Here is a 19,974-nt window from a genome sequence, read left to right on the forward strand (position 1 = left end):
TTTAGTGAGAGACAGGGCTGACCATCTCTGTTTTTTTAGAATTCTTTTGCCAGAAGAAGAATATGATGAAGAGAACAATCAGAATACCCGGAAACATGGTCATATTGGCCAGGGTAGCCTGTCCGGCCATGAGTTCGAGTTCTTCCCCGCTAAATCCTTCTGCCCTCATGGTTTCTCTTGAGCTATCAATCCAGCCACCTATAATAGGTTGCCAGATGGCGGTAGAAAACATACCAACACCACCAATGATAGACATGCCCAAAGCACCACTAAGCGGCACTCTTTGAGCAACAGCTCCAACCATTACCGGCCAGAAGTAAGCTACTCCCAAGGCAAATATAATGGCGACAAAGTAAGCAATACCACCGGTAACTTCACTAAAAAGGTAAATTCCCACGGTGGCCAGAATGGCTCCAGCCAACAATACGCCTGTTTGGCCCAATCTTTCAACCACAGGACCTGCAAAGAACCTGGCAACAGCCATTACTCCTGTGGTTAATGCCAAAATAATCATGGCATTGGCACCACTATTGGCCAGTACTATGTTTACCCACTGCTGCGGACCAAATTCAGATATGGCGGTGAGCGACATACAAACAAATAGGAATAAGAAAACCGGACTGAAGAGGGCTTTAAAATTATTTAACAAAGAAGTAGCACCTTCCACTTTTGCTTTTGGAAAAGCCTTGCCATAAAATAAGACAGCGTATATCACGGTGGGTACCATGGTGATCCACATCTGAGCTTCCCATCCTAAATTCATAGATGTCATCACATTCGAAATGATGGCACCTAGCATGATTCCTCCGGGGAACCACATGTGAAACCTATTGAGCATTTTGTTCATTTTCACCCCTGAGTACATATCCGCAATCATGGGGTTACAAGCAGCTTCGGTACATCCATTACCAAAGCCAATAAAGAGGGTGGAGATCAATAAGGTGGTATAACCACCGGCATAAATGGTAAGCAAGATACCTAATGTGTGCGCGACAAAGGCCACCCTCATGATATTTTTAGCACCAAACGAATGGTAAACAATTCCTCCGATAATCATGGAAATGGGGAATCCCAGAAACCACATGGAGTTAATGAATCCGAGTTGTGCCCCGGAAAGACCAAATTCTTCTCCAAGCTGCGGAAGGATTCCGGCACGGATACTGAAGGTAAAGGCGGTGGTAATCAAAGCAAAACAACTCCCGTTAAAGAGTGCGCTTTTGTTAATGTTTTCGTTCATTGAGATTGGGTTTAGAAGTTTTAAATATTGTTTTAGGATGATTGATCAAAACTTTCGGACAATATATAAAAAAATGATTTTATCTTTTTGCTTTTATAAAAATTTATGATGAATGACTGATTGGGAGTTTGAACACGAAAGTTTTTCTTGCGAGCCACCTGTAGGAGGCGCCAAATGGATGTGGTAAGAGAATGGTTACCGGAATAACTTGTACCTACCTAAAAGATATCCTCCATTAAATGGCATGTTTACACGCAAAATGGATACTTTTAGATACATTTTTCAAGTTTCGGGATTGAATGGATCTCAAATCACCTGTTAGCTGAATCACAAAAAATAATCTCCTTGTCGAATTGAAAAAATGATCCCTGTTTCTCTCAAATAATCGAAAAACAAAAACGGGAAATACCCTTTACGACTATTTCCCGTTTCATGACATAGAAACCGTGGTTTATATATCATGCCAAGCTACAGTTATTGTGACTTTTCCTTAGTTGCCCAAGTGCATGACCAAAGGTATCAGCGTACTAAATTAAAATCTTTTCAGAATTCAAAATTGGATGGTGGCACGTCTGCGGTTTCCCGTTTCAGGTATTGACAATTAAGTCTGAACCCATTTTGTACTCCTTCCTGTAGCTGAACCAGGTCCGAAATCCTACTTCCGGCCTTTTATCTCTTACTTGATGGTAATAAATTTAGCTGGTATTCCCCTCAATTCCAATAGTTTGTAAGATTATTTACAAACAATTTTTCCACCAATAATTTGAGTATATGCACAAATTATGCACATTATTTTCTATTGTAAGCTGGGCCCTGAAGCGTTTTGTTTGGTTGGGAAAAGTTGATTTAATTTTTGGAACCAAAAAATCCAACCCAATAAAAAAAAATTCGTATATTAGTATGATATCATTTTAATATTAAATCAATATGGAAAAAGTAATCAAACCCCAATCCGGATACCTCTTGATTCTGGTAGCCTTAGGCATTTTAGTCCTTACCATAGTAGCCTTTGCAGCGAAAGCTTTCATCTTTGCGCTTCCTGCTGCACTAATGTTTTTCCTAATCCTGCCAGGGTTTTTTATTGTGGAACCCAACAAAGCCATGGTGCTCTTACTGTTCGGGTCCTATAAAGGAACAGTTAAGGCAGATGGTTTTTTCTGGGTGAATCCCTTTATGAGTAAAAAGAAAATTTCCCTGAGGGTAAGGAATTTCGAAAACAAGCCTTTAAAGGTGAATGATAAAATAGGTAACCCCGTGATGGTGGGTACCATTGTGGTCTGGCAGGTAGAAGATACATTCAAGGCCTCCTTTGATGTAGATGATTATGAGAATTTTGTTCACCTTCAGGCAGATGCTGCTGTTCGGAAAATGGCCGGCACCTATCCTTATGACAATTTTGAAGACGAACATGCAGAAATCACCCTTCGCTCAGGCGTGGAGGATGTGAATAAGTCCCTGGAAGATGAAATCAGTGACCGCCTGCAACATGCAGGAATCAGGGTGATTGAGGCCAGGATTTCACATTTGGCCTATTCCTCTGAGATTGCTTCAGCCATGCTTCAGCGACAGCAAGCGACGGCCATCGTCGCAGCCAGAAGAATGATTGTGGATGGAGCCGTGGGCATGGTAGAAATGGCTCTTGAAGATTTGAAAATTAAAGGAATTATAGATTTTGAAGATGAGAAAAAAGCGGCCATGGTCAGCAACCTGATGGTTGTGCTTTGCTCGGATAAGAATGCCAGTCCGGTAGTAAATGTGGGGACTTTAAACCAATAACCAATGGTTTTTAAAGAAACACAATCCCTAAAAAAGACCTGGCTGATAATTTTTATTCCAGTGATTCCGTTAGTCGTAGGTTTATTGGGATTAACTGGCGGTTTTTCCGGGGAGCAGTCCACACAAGGATGGATTGGTTTCGGTATCATTCTCCTGATTTCCGGACTTCTTTTTACATTGATGCTGGGTATGCGCCTGGAGACCAGAATGGATGCCTCCGGTTTGAGTTTTAGAAGTCCTCCTTTTGTGAATTCCTGGCGTAAATATCAATGGGAGGAAGTGAAAGACATACAATGGCTTTCAACGGGTTCATTTAGGTGGATAGGGGGAATGGGCTTGCACCTGGGATGGAGCCATGGAATACGCCTGGGTTGGAATGGAGAGTGGCGGTATTTGTTTAGTTCCGGAAATGCGGTGCGGGTTATTCTGAAGGACAGGAGATTTGTACTGAGTACGCGCAGACCAAAGGAATTTATGGCTGCCTGGAACGAATGGAAAGTAGGAACATAAGATTATGGCGCAGAAGAAACCCTTTGCCCTGAGGATAGATGAAAGGCTGATGAAAGCCGTAGAAAAGTGGGCTTCTGATGAATTCAGAAGTACCAATGGACAGTTGGAGTGGCTGATCCATGATGCTTTAAAAAAGGCAGGTCGGCTTCCTAAAAAGGATCAGCAGGATGATTCCGAAAGCTGAGTTCAGGCATAAGGATTAAGGAATGGAATGAATTTAGCCAGGGGCAAATACATTATTCGTTGCATAAATGCTTATTTTTAAAATGCCGGTCAAGTGGATTTAAACTATAAAGAAATCAAATATGAGTGAAGAAAATGAAGAAAAAATCAATGGGCTTTTGGAGAAAATGCTTGACAAGGAGCAGGAAGAGCCTTTAAAATATGGAGAGCATTTGGCGAGAATAGGCGGGCCGGAGCTGCGCCAACGCTTGATCAGGCTGATGAAGGAAGGAGACATGGAGCAGGCATTTCTGGCCGGAAAGACCCTGTCAATGATGCCGGAAGAAAAGGATAAATCATTGGATGCATTGTTAGAAGTCATTCATCACCCGGCCAATCATCCTCATAATGGTGGGCTGGTGTCGTTATTGGACGAATTTGATTTGAGCCAGAAATTCGTAGACCTGTTTCGGATTTACCTTTTTGGCAATTTCAAAGCCTCCGCATTGGCTAAAGTTCACCTGGATTACACGGAATTTGATATAAGCCCGAGAACTTTGAAGAAGGCGGAAAAGCACTGGAAACATTTTTTGCACAATGCGTCCCATGATGAAGCCTTTGAGCTTAAGAAGGAGGAAGCTGAAACCATCCTCAAGGAATTGGAGGATTTGTTGTCAGGTTAAATTGAAATTTTTAATTACATTTAAAATCCACCATTTGAATGAAATATGTTTAATAAAACAGTACCAAAAAGCAGCTTCCTGCTACTTTTATTTTCTTTTTTGTGGTTTCACGAATTGCGAGCACAGAAAGATTGGAAGGCGATTCATACTGCGGAAGACCTTTACCAGGCCTATCCTGAGACGGTTAAGGGGATGTTCGAACACCTGGATTTGACCCATCCTGGTATGGAAGAAGTGAGAGCCACCAAAGAAAAGGGAGAGTGGGTAAATGCTGCAGAAAATTTACTCGATTACTATAAGAAAAGCACCAATGCCCGGGATCTCCGAAAGACACTGCCTGCTTCCACTGACCAAACCATTGCCCAGGCAGACACCATTTTACAGGACATTTTTACCATTCAGAATGTCAGCGGCAAGGTTCCCCTGCTCCCGGATGGGCATCGGGATTGGTATTATAAAGGACCTAATAATGACAGGGAGTGGGCCTGGCTTTCCAACAGGCACAGCCAATTGTTACAGGTCATGAATGCCTATTTTGAAACCGGAAACCCAAAATACGCTTCTTATGTGGATATGTTTCTCCGGGATTTTATCATCAAGAGCATGCCCTATCCCGGGGAAAAAGGAACGGAATCCATATGGAGGGGATTGGAGGTAGCCGCCAGAGCAAAGGCCTGGTCCAGGGTTTTTTATGGCATGTTGGAAAGTGAACACCTTTCTCCCGCCACCCGATTGTTGGTGCTGAGTAGCTTACCGGATCATGCCCATTATTCCAGGAATTTTCATGGTGGAAATAATTGGCTGACCATGGAAATCTCCGCACTGGCTACGATAGCAGCGTATTTTCCAGAATTTAAGTCCTCCGATGATTGGTTGGATTATGCCATTGAAGCCATGACAGCAAGTATGCGGGACCAGGTATACCCGGATGGGGTTCAGACAGAGTTGGCTTCGCACTATCACAATGTCTCTTTGCATAATTTTGAACTTTTTAAATCCTTATGTGAAGAGGCAGGCCGCGAACTGCCGGACTATTTCACCCAAACCATAAAGGAAATGTATGGATACATTGCCAGGGCGGTAAGACCAGATGGCCACCGTATCCTGAATAATGATGGAGACAGGGGAAGTGATAAAGAACTCATTCTGCTTGGTGCTGAAAAATTTGACCAACCGGAATGGACTTTTATAGCCAGCAATGGAGCCAGGGGTAGGGTACCAGAAGAAGGCCCTTCTTACTTCTTTCCCTGGGCAGGGCAATTGATTTCAAGAAGTGGGTTTGATGAATCGGCCCATTGGTCCTTTTTTGATATGGGGCCCTGGGGCAGCGGTCACCAGCACAACGATAAATTGCACCTCTCCGTGTCGGCTTTTGGCAAGGACTTTCTGGTAGACGCTGGAAGGTTTGCCTATACCGGAGCAGTAGCCGAAAAATTCAGGCCTTACGCCAAAAGTAGCAAGGGGCATAATGTGTTGCTCATAGATGGAAGTGGACAATTAGCAGGACCAACCCATGCCTCTGAAGCATTGAGCCAGAAATTTGTAAAAATAACACCTGATTTTGATTATGCTTCCCAAAGTTTTGACCGATTTGAGGAGCTGGAAGGTGAGGTTACCCACATTCGCAGCCTGGTCTATGTACGCGACGAATTCTGGGTGGTGGTAGACCGGGTAATTACTGACTGGCCCAGAAAAATTACTGCCTTATGGCACTGGCATCCGGAGATTGACCCCGTCCTGAATGGGTTAAAGGTAACAGGCAAAGGGAAAGGGGGGAATTTGTCAGTCATCCCTGTCGGAGACAAACTTAACTATGAAGTCCAGATGATAAAAGGCCAGGAAAGCCCTGAAATTCAGGGTTGGTACAGCCCGGAATATAATCTGTATGAGGGTAATGTTGCCAGTACTTACGATTTAAGCGTTGGAAAATCGACGAATATGGTCTGGCTACTAGTCCCTTCGAAAGTGGAAAATGCCAGAACTACAGCAAGCATTTTATCTGAGAGCGATGAAATGGTGGAGTTGGAAATAACGAAAGACAACCAGAAATGGCAGTTGATTATTCCCTTTCTTGATAGTGAATCAGCCCATTTACGAGAAAACAATAAATAAAAAAAAAAGGACATCTAACCTGAAAGAAAGATGTCCTTTTTAATTTTTTAATTTAATACAGAGGTGTTCTCTTTGTCTATATTGATGACTTCGACAGTGATGTTTTTTTCCCTGGCGTTAATCTGAAAATCTTTGATGACTTCTATCACATCATAATCAATGATTTTAGAATTGCTACCATCGATAACGACCTTTTTGTTTTCTCCGACTTGTTTGAGGGTTTTGATTAGGGAACCCTTGTTTAGAAAGCTTACCTCCTCAGCAAGAATGATATGGATGATGGAATCATCGTCTTCCCTGGAATCTTTGAAAAAGTGAGAATTTTTGTAATTCCGCTTAAGGATGTACACAATACCTACAATCATGCCCATACCGATACCTTTTAGCAGATCGAAGAAAATGATACCCAATATGGTTATCAGGAAAGGTAAAAACTGGTCCCAACCTAATTTATACATGGATTTAAAAAGAGATACTTTAGCTAGTTTGTAACCAATCACCAATAGTATAGCGGCCAAACTGGAGAGTGGAATCAAATTTAGCAGGTTCGGGATGAGCAATACACTCAGCAACAACAAGACTCCATGGAATATGGCAGACATTTTGGTTTTACCACCTGAATTGATGTTTGCCGAACTTCTTACGATCACTGCAGTAATGGGCATCCCTCCCACGAAACCATTGACTAAATTTCCTGCTCCCTGGGCCAAAAGTTCCCGGTTTGGCGGAGAAACCCGCTTTTGTGGATCTATCTTATCAGCAGCCTCCAGGCTTAAAAGGGTTTCCAGACTGGCGATGATGGCAATGGTTATGGCCACAACCCAAACTTCGGGGTTGAATACTCCCATGAAATCTGGGAAAAACAAATGCTCACCAAGACTGGAAAATCCGGTGATTTCCGGAAGGGTAACCTTATCTTCCGAGTCAATGTAAAGATTAGGGATAACAAATTTAAAAAATTTATTTACTCCAATACTGAGAAATACTGCCAGCAGGGGTCCTGGTATAAATTGCAGATAGCGGTGGTTTTTAATGGCCGGTTTATCCCATAAAATTAAAATTAACAAGGAAACAACTGCTATAATCACTGCTCCATATTCAATGGTTTCCTGAAGTGATTGAAGTGCCATTACAGCTTGCAAGTCATTGACCAATGGAATAAAATCCTCCACCAGTTCGCTTGAGTTGGTGCCAAAAACAAAAGGCAATTGTTTGATGATCAATATAATACCAATCCCAGCCAGCATTCCCTTGATTACGGATGTAGGGAAATAATAGCCAATTACCCCTGCCTTGATGTATCCCAGTACCACTTGAATGGCCCCGGCAATCACAAGTGCTGTCAAAAAAAGCTCATAGGCTTGCAAATCCTCAATGGCATTCAAAACGATGACGGTAAGTCCCGCAGCTGGCCCGGAGACTGCAGTATGGGATCCTGAGAGAAACCCTACTACGATTCCACCCACTATACCAGCAATTACACCTGAAAATAGGGGGGCTCCTGACGAAAGTGCAATACCAAGACAAAGGGGAAGAGCTACCAAAAAAACCACTAATCCGGCAGGTAAATCTGAGCCTAAGTGTGAAAAATATCCTTTTTTATTCGACATAGTTTAGTTATTTTTTTAGTAAAATCGGTCTTTGCAAGTTGATTGTCTTCCTTCCTATCCATTAGAAATGAGACTGAAAACCCACAATTTTCTAGTTAAACAGCCAATATTAGCTTTTTTTATGATTTTGATAAGCAAATTTTATGCAAAAGGGTTCATTTCTACATGGATTTGATAAATAATCTCAGTCATGACCTTTTCCGAAATCCTTTGTGGTTATCTTTTTGAATCACCTGACATGATGACTTTTGCCTGTTTTTAAGAAATTTAGTTCCATTTTTAAGCAACAAAAGTCAAGTTTTGGCTGGTGAAATCAGGCTTTATTTCCTGGGTTTTACTTACCCGTATACGTAAAAGGGCTTATTTTGCCCAATTCCTCTTTCACCACATCCTTTACTTCCAGGGTTTCAATAAATGCTTTCAGGGAATTTTGGCTAATTTTATGATGGGTTCGGGTAAGGGCTTTTAAAGCTTCGTAGGGTTTGGGGTATCCCTCTCTTCTCAAAATGGTTTGTATGGCTTCAGCCACTACTGCCCAATTATCCTCCAGGTCACTATTGATAGCATCCTGGTTAAGCTCAAGTTTTTCTATTCCTTTTGTCAGGGAACGCATAGAAATCAGCATATGTGCCATAGGTACGCCAAGTACACGGAGGACGGTACTATCGGTCAGGTCCCGCTGAAGTCTGCTGACAGGCAGCTTGGCCGAAAGGTGCTCCAATAAGGCATTGGCTATCCCCAAATTCCCCTCTGCATTTTCAAAATCAATAGGGTTCACTTTGTGGGGCATCGCAGAGGAGCCGACTTCTCCGGCTTTAATGCTTTGTTTGAAATAATTCATGGAAATGTATTGCCAAATATCTTTGCTGAAATCCAGAAAAATGGTGTTAATTCTTTTGAGGGCATCCATGTGTGCCGCCAGGTGGTCATAATGCTCAATTTGTGTGGTCGGAAAGCTTCTTTTCAGGCCAAGCTTCTGAACCACAAAATCACCTGCAAATTTTTTCCAATCAATTTCCGGATAGGCTACATAATGCGCATTCATGTTACCTGTGGCGCCTCCGAATTTGGCGGCGAAGGGGATGGCATGAATTAATTCCAATTGCCCGTCCAGGCGACTCACAAAAACCTGAAGTTCCTTTCCCAAACGGGTAGGGGATGCGGGCTGTCCATGCGTTTTGGCCAGCATGGGTACGGCATCCCACTGCAAGGACCGCTTGGCTATTTTTTCTTTTACTTCAAGAATTGCAGGTAAAATAATTTCCTGAATGCCGTCCTTGTACATCAGGGGAATGGCGGTGTTGTTAATGTCCTGAGACGTGAGGCCAAAATGAATGAATTCGGATACCCTTTCCAATCCAAGAGTAGCAAATCGGTCTTTGAGAAAGTATTCTACTGCCTTCACATCGTGGTTGGTGGTCTTTTCAATGTCTTTGATTGTTTGCGCATCTTTTTCTGCAAAATTTTTCTCAATCTCCCTAATGGAATCAAAATGGGATTGTTTTACACTTGACAATTGAGGCAAGGGGAGTTGACAAAGTGCGATAAAGTATTCAATTTCAACTTTCACCCTGTACCTTATCAAAGCAAATTCAGAAAAGTAAGCCATCAGGGGACTTGTTTTGGAACCGTAACGGCCGTCAATTGAAGAAATCGCAGAAAGGGGAGTCAGTACCATAGGTTTAGAGATGCTTATTTTGAAGCACAAAATTAATTCTTATTATTGAAATGGCGAGGCTAGGGCTGGAATAAATTAAAATAAAAAAGGCTCCCAAATACGGGAGCCTTTTAAAATAAACATTGTTAAAGCGTATTAATAGTTGGGATAGTTTCTGATTAATTGCAGCCGCAGCGCATCTGCAGAATTGCTCTCTGCCTGTACCTTTCCCCTGATAACCAGGGTATAGATCCTTCCCTCCCGAAGATGGATATCATTGATCCTAGCTAATTCTTCGCTGCCCTCATCGGATCTTAGTATCAGGTCGGTTTCTCCCATGTCCACGGGGACAAAGTCCGTTATATCCATGAATTCCCTATCATTGATCAATGGACCTTCCTGATTTCTTTGGTAAACACTCACATTCGGGATGTCTGAACTAAGGTTGACCAAACGAATCAGGGCCTTACCCTCATCCGGTGTTTCCAGGCTGTCTTCGGTAAAGAGGGTTTTTACCTGTTCTCCGACTTCTGTCATGAAAAAGGAATAAACCTTTTCTATTTCAAGGGTAACGGTTGTATCCAAAACGGATTCCTGTGTCACAGGATCTTTGAAGGAGAAATTTCGCTCCCCGGTATAGAAATACCAGTAATCGATGTACTGACCAAAATCAAATGATTTTCGGTCATAAACCTTGTTGTCTACCTCAATTTTAATTTCATTATTTGCCCGGGTCCCATTGAAAAAGGATACATAGGCAGTAGGAGTATTCTCTAAATTTCCCTCGTCCATATCCAGACAAGAAAAGGTAAAAGGGATCGTGACCAGGATCCAGGCCTTTCTCCAGCTGACCCTGCTGCTTTTTAAGTAGTTTAACATTTGTGCTTTCATTCAATAGTTTGGTTTAATCTTGTGTTGCCAATACGCTTTAAAAGGTAAAAGTGCTACAGTAGCAAGGAAAATATTTTAAAACAAATGGAGAACCTAAAAGAGCGACTGATAGTTAGCATTATGAAATTAATGTTTTGCCTGTAGGTAATTGAAGGCAGGAATGTTATTTTTGAACGTTAGGAAATAAAAATATAGCCATAGGAGAAATGTTATTTAATTTATTTAATAGGGATAAGGAAAAACCCCAAAAAAAGGAAGATAATTATTTAACCTTAAGGATCAGGGAAACTGTGATGGAGACAGCAGATACCATGACCGTTTATTTTGAACAACCCGAACCTTTTCTGGAATACCAGGCGGGTCAGTTTTTAACCCTGATTTTAGAAATAGATGGTAAACAGGTAAGAAGGTCTTACAGCCTTTGCACCTCTCCATTTGTCGACCCTTTTCCCGGGATTACAGTGAAAAGGCTCAAGGGAGGTCTGGTTTCGAACTACATCAATGATCATTTTTTCCCGGGGAAGCGGGTTGGGGTGATGAAGCCTTTAGGCAAATTTGTGACTACGTATCACTCAGAAAATCGTCAGGTTTATGGCATGATTGCAGGAGGAAGTGGAATCACGCCAATTATGGGTATTGTTAAATCCATTCTGGTAAATGAGCCCCATGCCAAAATTCATTTGCTGTATTGCAGCCGCTCCCTGGAAATGATCATCTTCCGAGAAGTATTGGAAGACCTTCAGAAAAAATTTCCTGGTAGATTGTTGGTCAGTCATCAACTGAGTCAACCCGAGGCTGAATGGGAGGGAAGCTGCGGCAGGTTGGATCAGGAGAAGGTAAAACAGTTTTATCTGGAAAATTTCGGGTCTTTTGAGCCAAATCAAAAGTTTTTCATTTGTGGCCCGGAGGGACTCATGGAAACCAGCCGGAATGCCTTGCAACAGCTCAGTATACCTGGAGAGGCAATCCTGACGGAGAGTTTTTATCTGGACAAAGAGGAAGACAATCCTGAGGCCGATTTGGGGGATGTCATCAGCCGACCTGTGAAAATTATTTTGGAGGGTGAAGAATATGCCTTCGATGTGGGCCCTAAAAAAACCATCCTGGAGGCTGGCCTGGATGAGGGTTTGGATATGCCTTACTCCTGTCAAAGCGGCTTGTGTACCGCCTGTATGGGAAAATTGATTTCTGGAGAAGTGAAAATGGATGAGGATGCCGGTTTGAGCGAGCAGGAAATCAAAGCAGGATACATCCTCTGTTGCTCTTCCAAACCTGCCGGTTCGGATGTAGTCATTCAAATTGAATAATGGATAGGGATTTACTGATTTTGAAGTTGAAGAAAGATTTCAGGCTTTTGGAGACCAAGGTATTGCTATTGATTGCAGTTCCCTTGCCCCTTTTCTCCTTTGCCTACTTGTATACCAGTAGTGGCAACCTGCAGTTTGATTTGCCAGTTTTCCCTCAGATATTCAGTCATTTGATATTTGCAGTGGTTATATCATTGTTGTTATTCCAGTATTTTGCCTTTCAAAAGAAGGTAGGTCCCATAAGGAATAGTCAGGCTTCATTGAATGAAAAAGTGATGTGTTATGGCAAGGCCACCTATGCGAGGTATTGGCATTTATTCTGGGTTGGTATACTGAGTGCAACAGGCTTGTTTTTTTTCGATAATCAGGTGTTTACCATTGCTTATGCCCTGAATTTGATATTTATTTCTCTCGGAAAACCTACTCCAGACAGGATTATCAGAATCTTGAAATTGAAAAAAGAAGAAAAGGAAATGGTCTATCAGATCAATCGAAGGGAAAACTAAACCCGGCTAATGCCATGGAGACGAAGAGGAAACGCCAACGCATTGGCCGGGTTATGAAAATGGATGCCTGCCCTATTTGTCAAATGGGCTGAATCACGATGTTTCCTGAGCTGATCTTGCCTTTTATCGTAGGGTAATTTCCGTTCCGAATAACCAGTGATTTGGATTTGGATTGTTGGTTTATCCGGATATTTCCGGAGCCAGCCTGCAGGTCAAAATTATAGGTTTTGAAATCACTTGGCGTGCTGATTTGAATATTCCCGGATGAGCCACTTAATTGGGTAGATTTTCCTAAACCTGCATGATTGGCTTTGATGTTACCGGAGGTGATTTCTAACCGGCCCAATTCACCTATATTCTCAAGGCGCATGTTTCCGGAGGTAAGGCTGGCATTCAAAATTCCTGCCACCTCCTGGGCTTTTAACTGCCCGCTGGTAGCCTTGAAGTCTACATCCCCCTCAATATTTGATAGGGAGGCATTGCCAGATGTCAGCCGGCAGGAGACATTTCCACTGATTTTTTGCAGGTTTAGGTTTCCCGAACTTCCTTTTATCCAGATTTTCCCTGCCAGGTTTTCTACATTGACTTGGCCTGAGCTGATTTCAAGGTGAGTCTCACTGGCGTCGACACCTGATACTGCTAACGTGCCCGAACCACTTTTTATATCCAATAGCAGGTTGGTAGGCCCCTTCAGATGGATGTGTTTTTTAGAATTCCAATTTCCCTTTGGAGGGTTATAGGCGATTTTCAGGGTGTTGCCTACCGTTACCATTATCAGGGACTTGTCAGTAATTTCATTTTCTCCCAACAAAGCATTAAGAGAGATTTCTTTCAGTCCTTCCTGGCCTTCATATTTTATGGGGATGCCACTGGATTTAATTTCTAGTTTTTGTATCCCTGAAAATGACTTTTCTATCAGTTCCTGGGCCTCTATGGACATCAAACCCAGGAAGAGCAGGAGCAGAGTTAATGTGCTGAGCTTTAAATTATTTTTCATGAATGAGTATAGGTTTAAATTAAAATACGATTCCGAAACTGAAGGGGTGTAGCTCAGGACTGAGGGAATTGTGAAACAAGGGATTTAAATCATAGGTGGTGAAAAACGTGATGCTTTTAAAGCCAACTTCACCCCGGATGCCGTACCTGAAATTATTCAGGTAGCTTCCTGCGGGTAATTTATCCTTGTTTCGGGAGGAGCCGCCAATTTCCCGGTATACAAACTTACTTCTGCCTCCAAGCCGGTAGCCGGCATAGGGACCAATACCGATGCGCAGCCCGTTTCTGCCATTGTCATTGAGTTTGCCAAAATCAAGTTTAAACATGGTTAGGGCGTTTAGGTAGGAGGCGGATATCTTACTCTTAAAGCCGTTGACATCCGTCCTGTTTACCATGTTGATGCCATCCTCCGAACCAATGGCCTGGTAGCTGGGATTATCGAGTTTAAAATTGTACCAGCTAATGCCCAAACCAAAATCCCAATAAGCACCTTTGGTTATTTTTTGACTTGCCATCCAGTGAAAGCCTACATTCCAGCTCCCCCATCCTTTGGGGCTGAAAGCAGATCCGGCTCCGGGGATGGTACCATTTTCAAAATAGCTGTTGATACCCAGATCTGTATTCAGATATGTTCTGAAAGGGGGATCTTTCTTTTCTTTAGGGCTGGTTTCCATCTTCACTTTGGTCCTGCCACCAGTTTCATCTACTATGATCTTATACCTGCCAATGTTAACTTCTGTTTCTCCCACATTTTCATAGATACTTACGATTTCCTTGTTGCCATCTTTTTGCCTCATCTCGATGACAGTAACTACCCCTTCGCTTTCATTTTCCGGAATGTTGAGTTCTTTAATAATCTGGTTGATATCCATGCTTTTCAAGCGCTCAAAATCCTCCGGGTTGTCTATCAGAAAAACTACTTTTCCGGATTTTCCAAACTCCACAATAATGCTGTCATTGACAGGCTTCTCTTCTGGAATGACAGGATTTCCAAATGCCAGTTGCACAAGGGCCATCAGTAGTATGGCGATTAAATACTTTTTCATATTTATCAGGTGTTTATACAATTATCTGTTTACTCTCTTTTCTCTTTTATTACCCAGGGAGGCGAAAAGGTTGTTTTTGGCATCTTGTAACTCACCAAAACCCTCGTCTACTTTATTGAAAAACCCACCAATTTTATTTTCCAGTCCATCTACCAGTTTTTCTTTATCGGGTTGTAAGGCATAGCCTCTGGAGACAATTCTGACCGTGTAATCATCTTCTGTCCCGATCTCTCCTTGCGAAGCTTCTTCCTGGGCCAGGTCTATATCTGGAACAGGGATGAACTCCTGCCACTCAGGTTCTATTGCTGCAGGAGGGTCAGGCATAAGCTCCTGCTTTCTGGGAGCGGCGTTTTTGTCTTCAGCCTGCGCAATTAAAGGGCTTTCTTCTGTCGTTTTTTTGGGAAGTAACGGAGTGTTTGCTGAGCTTTTTTGTTCCTTTTCGTGCCGTACTACTTGCTCAGGTTCATTGGTCTCAACCTGATCTGTATCATCATCCGTTTCTTCCTGGCTGACATAAGTTTCTTCGGATTGAATGCTTTTATTCATGTCCTGGGAGAGGGGCTGATTGATCTCAGGCATTTCAAACCTGATTAAGAACCAGCTGAAGCCCAATAACAAAACTGCAGCGGCTGCCCAGCCTTTCCAAAAGACAATTACCGGCTTTTTCTTCTTTTCCAGCCTGCTTGAAATCTCCTCCCATACCCAATCTTCGGGGACTACCTGATGATCCGATAGCCTTTGACGGATTCTTTCATCGAGATGATTCTTCTTATCCTCCATTGTTCTTCTCTTTTTGTTGATTTGGTTTCAGCTTTTGCTGAAGTATTGCTCTTGACCTGCTTAGTTGGGATTTGGACGTGTTTTCCGAAATGCCCAGCATTTCTGATATTTCCCTGTGGGAGTACCCTTCAATGGCATAAAGGTTAAAAACCGTTCTGTAGCCCAGAGGAAGAGCAGCTATTACCTGAAGCAGTTCTTCTGTATCAAAATCTCCAATTTGTGGATTGAACTCAACCATTTCCGTTTGCGTATCCCAATCTACCTCCATCCGTAATTTTTGGTTTTTCCTGAGCGTGAGCAAGGCCTGTGTTACTATGATTCGTTTCATCCATCCTTCAAAACTTCCAGCATTTTTAAATTGCGATAAATTTTCAAATATTTTCATAAACCCCTCTACCAAAACGTCTTGTGCCAAATCATGATCCTTGATGTACCTAAGGGATATGGCTAGAAATTTACCGGAATACTGTTCATACAATTCCCTGCAGGCTAATCTTTCACCTTTTAAGCAAGCTTCGATCAAAGCGGTTTCTTCCGTAAATCTGTTTTTGGCTGGCATTATTTATGGCTTACAATTAGGTAGATACATTTGACCAAATGATGGTTGCATGCCAGCATGAAATTAATGAAAAATTTTTTTTCAGGCCTTACAAATAGCTTTTAAAAAATTGAATGTCAATCATTTGTAATCAGTAGGTTGCCTGGTAATCAATAAGTATTTTTATTCTATTCCATCCGCTTTTTTCTATGGTTACCGGATGAATGTAGCTGTCCAGATCAAAGACATTAGCGAAATAACCTTTTTCTTCTACGGTAAATATGGAATACCTGCCCGGCGGAAGTTCTACTTTAAAATAGCCCTCTTCATCGGTTTCAACCTCCTTCACCAGGGGCGTTTCAATATCACCAAAAAGGTAATCTCCCAGGTTGGCCTGGTTGATATGCGTGAGTTCATGGATTCTCAAGGTTCTTTTGGTGGGTTTTCCAACTTGCTCCGGTGCAGCCTGTTCTTTGTTTTCAGAGAATTGGGGCATTTGGTTGCCTTCTACCCAAAATACCTGTCCTTCTATACCGGCCGATTGGTCCCTATCCCTTGGTTTTTGTGGATCATCTGTTTCCTTTTTTTCTTTCATTTCCTCCGCTTTTTGAGACTTAATTTTTGAGGATTTACAAGAAAAAAGGCAGCAGGTGGCCAATAGCCCATAAGCGAATAATCTTACAACTGTTTTCATAAAAAGTAATTAAAAATATTCCCGATAAAATTATGAATTACAAGAAGGTCAAACACCAGGACCTACCCTAAATTCCTGAAAATAGTTCAAATGACTCCAGGTATTGGGGACAGATGGTGTTCCATTCAAATTTGTCTTTCAAAATTCCGGCCAGTTTTTCGCTGGCCTGTTTTTCTCCATGCACCAGAAAGGTAATTTTTGGTTTGGAAATGAAATGCTCACACCATTGGATCAACTCGGTCTGGTCAGCATGTGCGGACAATCCATCAATAAAATGGATGTTGGCTTTTACGGCTACGTCTATGCCATAAATTCGGCAAATTTTGTCACCATCAAGGATTTTGCGCCCCCTGGTGCCTTCAGGTTGATAGCCCACAAATATTACACTGTCATTCTCATTTGGTAAGCGGTGATACAAATGGTGTAATATCCTTCCTCCGGTAGCCATGCCGCTGGCAGAAATAATGATGGCATTGCCTTCCAGGTGGTTCAGACTCATGGAAGCCTCCTGGTCTCTGTAGTAATGGAGGTTTTTATGAAGAAATGGGTTAGCCTCCCGATCTTCCAAGGAGGGACCAAGATGGTGGTAGTGGGAGAATTTTTTGTAAAGTCCTGTCACATCGATGGCCATAGGACTGTCCAGGTAGATGGGGATATCTGGAATGAACCCTTTTTCCTTCAGGCGATGAAGGTAGTATAGGATCATTTGGGTTCTTCCCACAGCAAAAGAAGGAATCAGGGAAACGCCTCCATTTTGGTAGGTAGTCCGGATGATTTGTGCCAATTGTTTGTCCAGGTTTTCGGATTCATTGGTTCGGTCCCCATAGGTGGATTCCAAAAAAACAACATCTCCAAAAGGTATTTCAGCAGGTGGGTTCAAAATGGGGTCCTTGTATCTACCCAGATCCCCTGAAAAAATTATTTTCTTTTCCTGATTATCTCCCTTGATTTTTAGTTTTAAAATAGCAGCACCAAGGATGTGTCCTGCATTGTATGCGGTAAGGCTGATGGAATCATTTAATTTTAATTCCTCTTCAAAAGAAATGGGCTTCAATAGAGGAAACACACTTTCTGCATCTTTTTGGGTAAATAGGGGCAGGGGCTTTTTATGTTTAGAATACCCTTTGCGGGCTGCAAATTTTGCCTCTTCCTCCTGAAGCTTTCCGGCATCCAGCAGCAGTATTTTTACCAATTCAAGCGTAGGTTCGGTGCATACAATCTGCCCCTTGAATCCTTCTTTGACAAATTTGGGAAGGTAGCCCGAATGGTCAATGTGGGCATGTGTTAACAAAACCATGTCTACATCCGAAGGATCTGTAGGAAAGCTATCCCAGTTACGAAGCCTGTAGTCCTTTAGGCCCTGGAATAAACCACAATCTACCAGTAGCTTAAATCCACCAGCCTCCAGCAAAAATCTGGAGCCGGTCACAGTACCTGCACCACCCAAAAACTTTACTTTTACATCCATCTGACTTCTCTTAATTTGCGGACCTGAAAGTAAGAAAAAAGCGGTTGATACCCATTGATTATTCCATAAAATACCTTTCCTGAAATTGGCTTCTTGACAGGCTGTCCGCCGTGGATTGCCTGTGATCATTGATACAATTCAAACATAGCAGACCATCTTCATTGAATACCCAATGGTGTCTACTGCTAATATCTCTCGATTTATAGCCATGTTGATTCAGCGTGTTTTTCAAAATGGGCAATAAAGACCTATCCAGGACAAAAGGTTTATTCATTGGCAGGTAGAGTGTCTGATTCAATTCCTGCATCCGAAACTTCGCTGGTTTGGGAAAAGTCAATATTTTGCTGAATACCAATACACTGTCCTCCATTTGCAGGTTGTAGTTGACAGAAGATGCATTTTTTAAGGCATCCTCCCGGGTTGAACCTTTGGAGGAAAAACGTTGCTCCACATAAATTTTATCAGCATCATGTCCCCTTATCTGAAGGTGCACCAATCCCCAGTCTTTATTTTCCAACAAACCATCTTCTCCTTTGACCAAAAGCGTTTCCTCTGGCACTTCCAATTCCTGATTTACGGAATGGATTGCCCCAGACTTAAACTGGCTGATGATTTTGGGTGCCTGAAACGAACAGATCAATATACTCAAAATCCATATTCCAAACATGACAAAACCAAACCTGCCATCTATCAGGTTTCTTTTGATTAGCACACTCAGGCCCAGGAGTACCAAAGCGATGCTGGGGATCAATGCGATAACAGCAGCCGCTATTGCCAACCAAAATGGTAAAAGTTCTCCAATCGCTTCAATGGGAAACCCATCCATGACATAATTCCAACCACTTTGACTCAATATTTCAGAATATAATCCAAGGAAACCAAGAGGTATTATGATCAGGATCATGCCCAGAAAAAATATGATGAGTCCGAAGACGACACGGACCACCTCCAGTAAAAATCTCCCAAATGGACCAAGGGCTTTGCCAAGACCATTTATGACCATGCCAAGAAATCTAAATGGAGCAAGTACAACGGACTTGGCTGCAGATTCCTTTCTGGTGGATTCGCTGGAGAGGTTTTGCTGTAGGGTGTTTTCAATGTTACTCAGGGTGATGGCGCCTCCTTTCATTTCTATCCTTTCTGTGATGGATTTGGCCATGGGGGTAATGATCCAGAGGATCAGGTAGAGTACAAAGCCAGAGCCACCGGCAAATATCAAACCCACAAATGCCAGCCTCATCCAGATAACATCAATATTGAAATAAGCAGCCAGGCCACTTCCTACGCCACCCATCACCCTGTCATCGGGGTTTCTGTATAGTTTTTTAATGTTTTTGTCTTCCGGCCTTTCATCCGATACCGGTAGAATGATCCAAAGCAGGATATAGGCGGCGACTGTCCACCACCCGATGGCCATTCCCAAATGCAACCGGTCAGAAAAGAATGGTATGGGTAGGTTGTTAAAGCTAAGGCCACCACTGAAGACCAGCAATATGGCAATCAACCTGGTCCACAGGGGATCAATGGAAAGGTAGTTGGCGAATCCGGCACAAACACCACCCAGAATTTTTGTATGTACGAGTCGGGTTAGTTTTTTATAGCCTTTTCCGGAGTTTTGATTGGGAGGGGTTATGTACTTGTAGAAATCATTATGCCCTTCCTCCGATTTGTTTCCTTCCTGCATGTCTTGCTCCACAGCCTTAAAATCTGCTATGGTTCCCATTTTATCAATCAGGTTGCTCACATTTTCTGCAGTGATGACCTGCTTGTTGTTCTTCAGGTTGCTGAGAAAAATTTCAGCAATCCTGTTTTCTATGTCCGTAATGATTTCCTGATTGTCCTCATATAAGGAGAAATGCTGGTTGATGGCATCCAGATAATGCTTTAGCGAGGTATAACCATCCTCTTCAATGTGAAATAGTATCCCGCTGATATTTATACTTATTGTCTTCTTCATGATTTTCTATGGCTAAGGTTAAGAAAATTAAGTTTAATAACCTG

Annotated in this window: 18 protein-coding genes; 7 read left to right on the plus strand and 11 right to left on the minus strand. The window is 42.4% G+C overall.

Annotated elements, in window-relative coordinates; translation table 11 throughout:
* Position 1 precedes the first annotated feature (1 nt).
* Positions 2-1,237, minus strand: coding sequence for an MFS transporter (locus GL182_RS03470; protein ID WP_163378154.1), 1,236 nt, complete (start codon positions 1,235-1,237; stop codon positions 2-4).
* A 927-nt stretch (positions 1,238-2,164) separates the two neighbouring features.
* Here GL182_RS03470 and GL182_RS03475 point away from each other — a divergent pair.
* The 5 genes from GL182_RS03475 (at position 2,165) to GL182_RS03495 (ending at position 6,480) form a co-directional block, all read left to right on the plus strand.
* Positions 2,165-3,013 (plus strand): SPFH domain-containing protein, encoded by an 849-nt coding sequence (locus GL182_RS03475; RefSeq protein ID WP_163378155.1) that lies wholly within the window; start codon positions 2,165-2,167, stop codon positions 3,011-3,013.
* Between the two features lie 3 nt (positions 3,014-3,016).
* Positions 3,017-3,523: a hypothetical protein gene (locus GL182_RS03480; RefSeq protein WP_163378156.1), complete on the plus strand. Its 507-nt coding sequence runs from the start codon at positions 3,017-3,019 to the stop codon at positions 3,521-3,523.
* Positions 3,524-3,527: 4 nt separating this feature from the next.
* Positions 3,528-3,707: an Arc family DNA binding domain-containing protein gene (locus GL182_RS03485; RefSeq protein ID WP_163378157.1), complete on the plus strand. Its 180-nt coding sequence runs from the start codon at positions 3,528-3,530 to the stop codon at positions 3,705-3,707.
* A gap of 121 nt (positions 3,708-3,828) precedes the next feature.
* Complete coding sequence (locus GL182_RS03490; RefSeq protein ID WP_163378158.1) at positions 3,829-4,368, plus strand: HEAT repeat domain-containing protein; 540 nt, start codon at positions 3,829-3,831, stop codon at positions 4,366-4,368.
* Between the two features lie 45 nt (positions 4,369-4,413).
* Positions 4,414-6,480 carry an alginate lyase family protein gene (locus GL182_RS03495; RefSeq protein WP_163378159.1) on the plus strand — a complete coding sequence of 689 codons (2,067 nt, stop codon included), beginning with the start codon at positions 4,414-4,416 and terminating at the stop codon, positions 6,478-6,480.
* A gap of 47 nt (positions 6,481-6,527) precedes the next feature.
* Here GL182_RS03495 and GL182_RS03500 read toward each other — a convergent pair whose 3' ends face one another.
* The 3 genes from GL182_RS03500 to GL182_RS03510 form a co-directional block, all read right to left on the minus strand.
* On the minus strand, positions 6,528-8,090 hold the full coding sequence (locus GL182_RS03500; protein WP_163378160.1) for a SulP family inorganic anion transporter: 1,563 nt from the start codon (positions 8,088-8,090) through the stop codon (positions 6,528-6,530).
* 334 nt (positions 8,091-8,424) lie between these two features.
* Positions 8,425-9,768, minus strand: a complete 1,344-nt coding sequence (purB, locus tag GL182_RS03505; RefSeq protein ID WP_163378161.1) for an adenylosuccinate lyase — start codon at positions 9,766-9,768, stop codon at positions 8,425-8,427.
* Between the two features lie 135 nt (positions 9,769-9,903).
* Positions 9,904-10,638: a DUF4397 domain-containing protein gene (locus GL182_RS03510; RefSeq protein ID WP_163378162.1), complete on the minus strand. Its 735-nt coding sequence runs from the start codon at positions 10,636-10,638 to the stop codon at positions 9,904-9,906.
* A 206-nt stretch (positions 10,639-10,844) separates the two neighbouring features.
* Between GL182_RS03510 and GL182_RS03515 the strand changes: the two genes are divergently transcribed.
* Together GL182_RS03515 and GL182_RS03520 are read left to right on the plus strand one after the other, a co-directional pair.
* Entirely contained in the window at positions 10,845-11,945 is a 1,101-nt protein-coding gene (locus GL182_RS03515; RefSeq protein WP_163378163.1) for a ferredoxin--NADP reductase, read from the plus strand.
* Positions 11,945-12,451, plus strand: coding sequence for a hypothetical protein (locus tag GL182_RS03520; RefSeq protein ID WP_163378164.1), 507 nt, complete (start codon positions 11,945-11,947; stop codon positions 12,449-12,451). Before GL182_RS03515 ends, GL182_RS03520 begins: the two co-directional genes overlap by 1 nt.
* A gap of 79 nt (positions 12,452-12,530) precedes the next feature.
* Here GL182_RS03520 and GL182_RS03525 read toward each other — a convergent pair whose 3' ends face one another.
* From GL182_RS03525 to GL182_RS03555, 7 genes are all read right to left on the minus strand, one after another.
* A complete protein-coding gene (locus GL182_RS03525; protein ID WP_163378165.1) occupies positions 12,531-13,448 on the minus strand; it encodes a DUF4097 family beta strand repeat-containing protein in 918 nt (305 codons plus the stop codon).
* 19 nt (positions 13,449-13,467) lie between these two features.
* Positions 13,468-14,493: a hypothetical protein gene (locus tag GL182_RS03530; protein ID WP_163378166.1), complete on the minus strand. Its 1,026-nt coding sequence runs from the start codon at positions 14,491-14,493 to the stop codon at positions 13,468-13,470.
* Between the two features lie 21 nt (positions 14,494-14,514).
* Entirely contained in the window at positions 14,515-15,273 is a 759-nt protein-coding gene (locus GL182_RS03535; protein WP_163378167.1) for a hypothetical protein, read from the minus strand.
* Positions 15,263-15,832, minus strand: a complete 570-nt coding sequence (locus GL182_RS03540; RefSeq protein WP_163378168.1) for an RNA polymerase sigma factor — start codon at positions 15,830-15,832, stop codon at positions 15,263-15,265. Before GL182_RS03540 ends, GL182_RS03535 begins: the two co-directional genes overlap by 11 nt.
* 130 nt (positions 15,833-15,962) lie before the next feature.
* A complete protein-coding gene (locus GL182_RS03545; protein ID WP_163378169.1) occupies positions 15,963-16,406 on the minus strand; it encodes a carboxypeptidase-like regulatory domain-containing protein in 444 nt (147 codons plus the stop codon).
* A 166-nt stretch (positions 16,407-16,572) separates the two neighbouring features.
* Positions 16,573-17,973 carry an MBL fold metallo-hydrolase RNA specificity domain-containing protein gene (locus GL182_RS03550; RefSeq protein ID WP_163378170.1) on the minus strand — a complete coding sequence of 467 codons (1,401 nt, stop codon included), beginning with the start codon at positions 17,971-17,973 and terminating at the stop codon, positions 16,573-16,575.
* 58 nt (positions 17,974-18,031) lie between these two features.
* Positions 18,032-19,930 carry a PspC domain-containing protein gene (locus GL182_RS03555; protein ID WP_163378171.1) on the minus strand — a complete coding sequence of 633 codons (1,899 nt, stop codon included), beginning with the start codon at positions 19,928-19,930 and terminating at the stop codon, positions 18,032-18,034.
* Between the last annotated feature and the right edge of the window lie 44 nt (positions 19,931-19,974).

Source organism: Cyclobacterium sp. SYSU L10401, from assembly GCF_010993705.1.
Taxonomy (GTDB): domain Bacteria; phylum Bacteroidota; class Bacteroidia; order Cytophagales; family Cyclobacteriaceae; genus Cyclobacterium.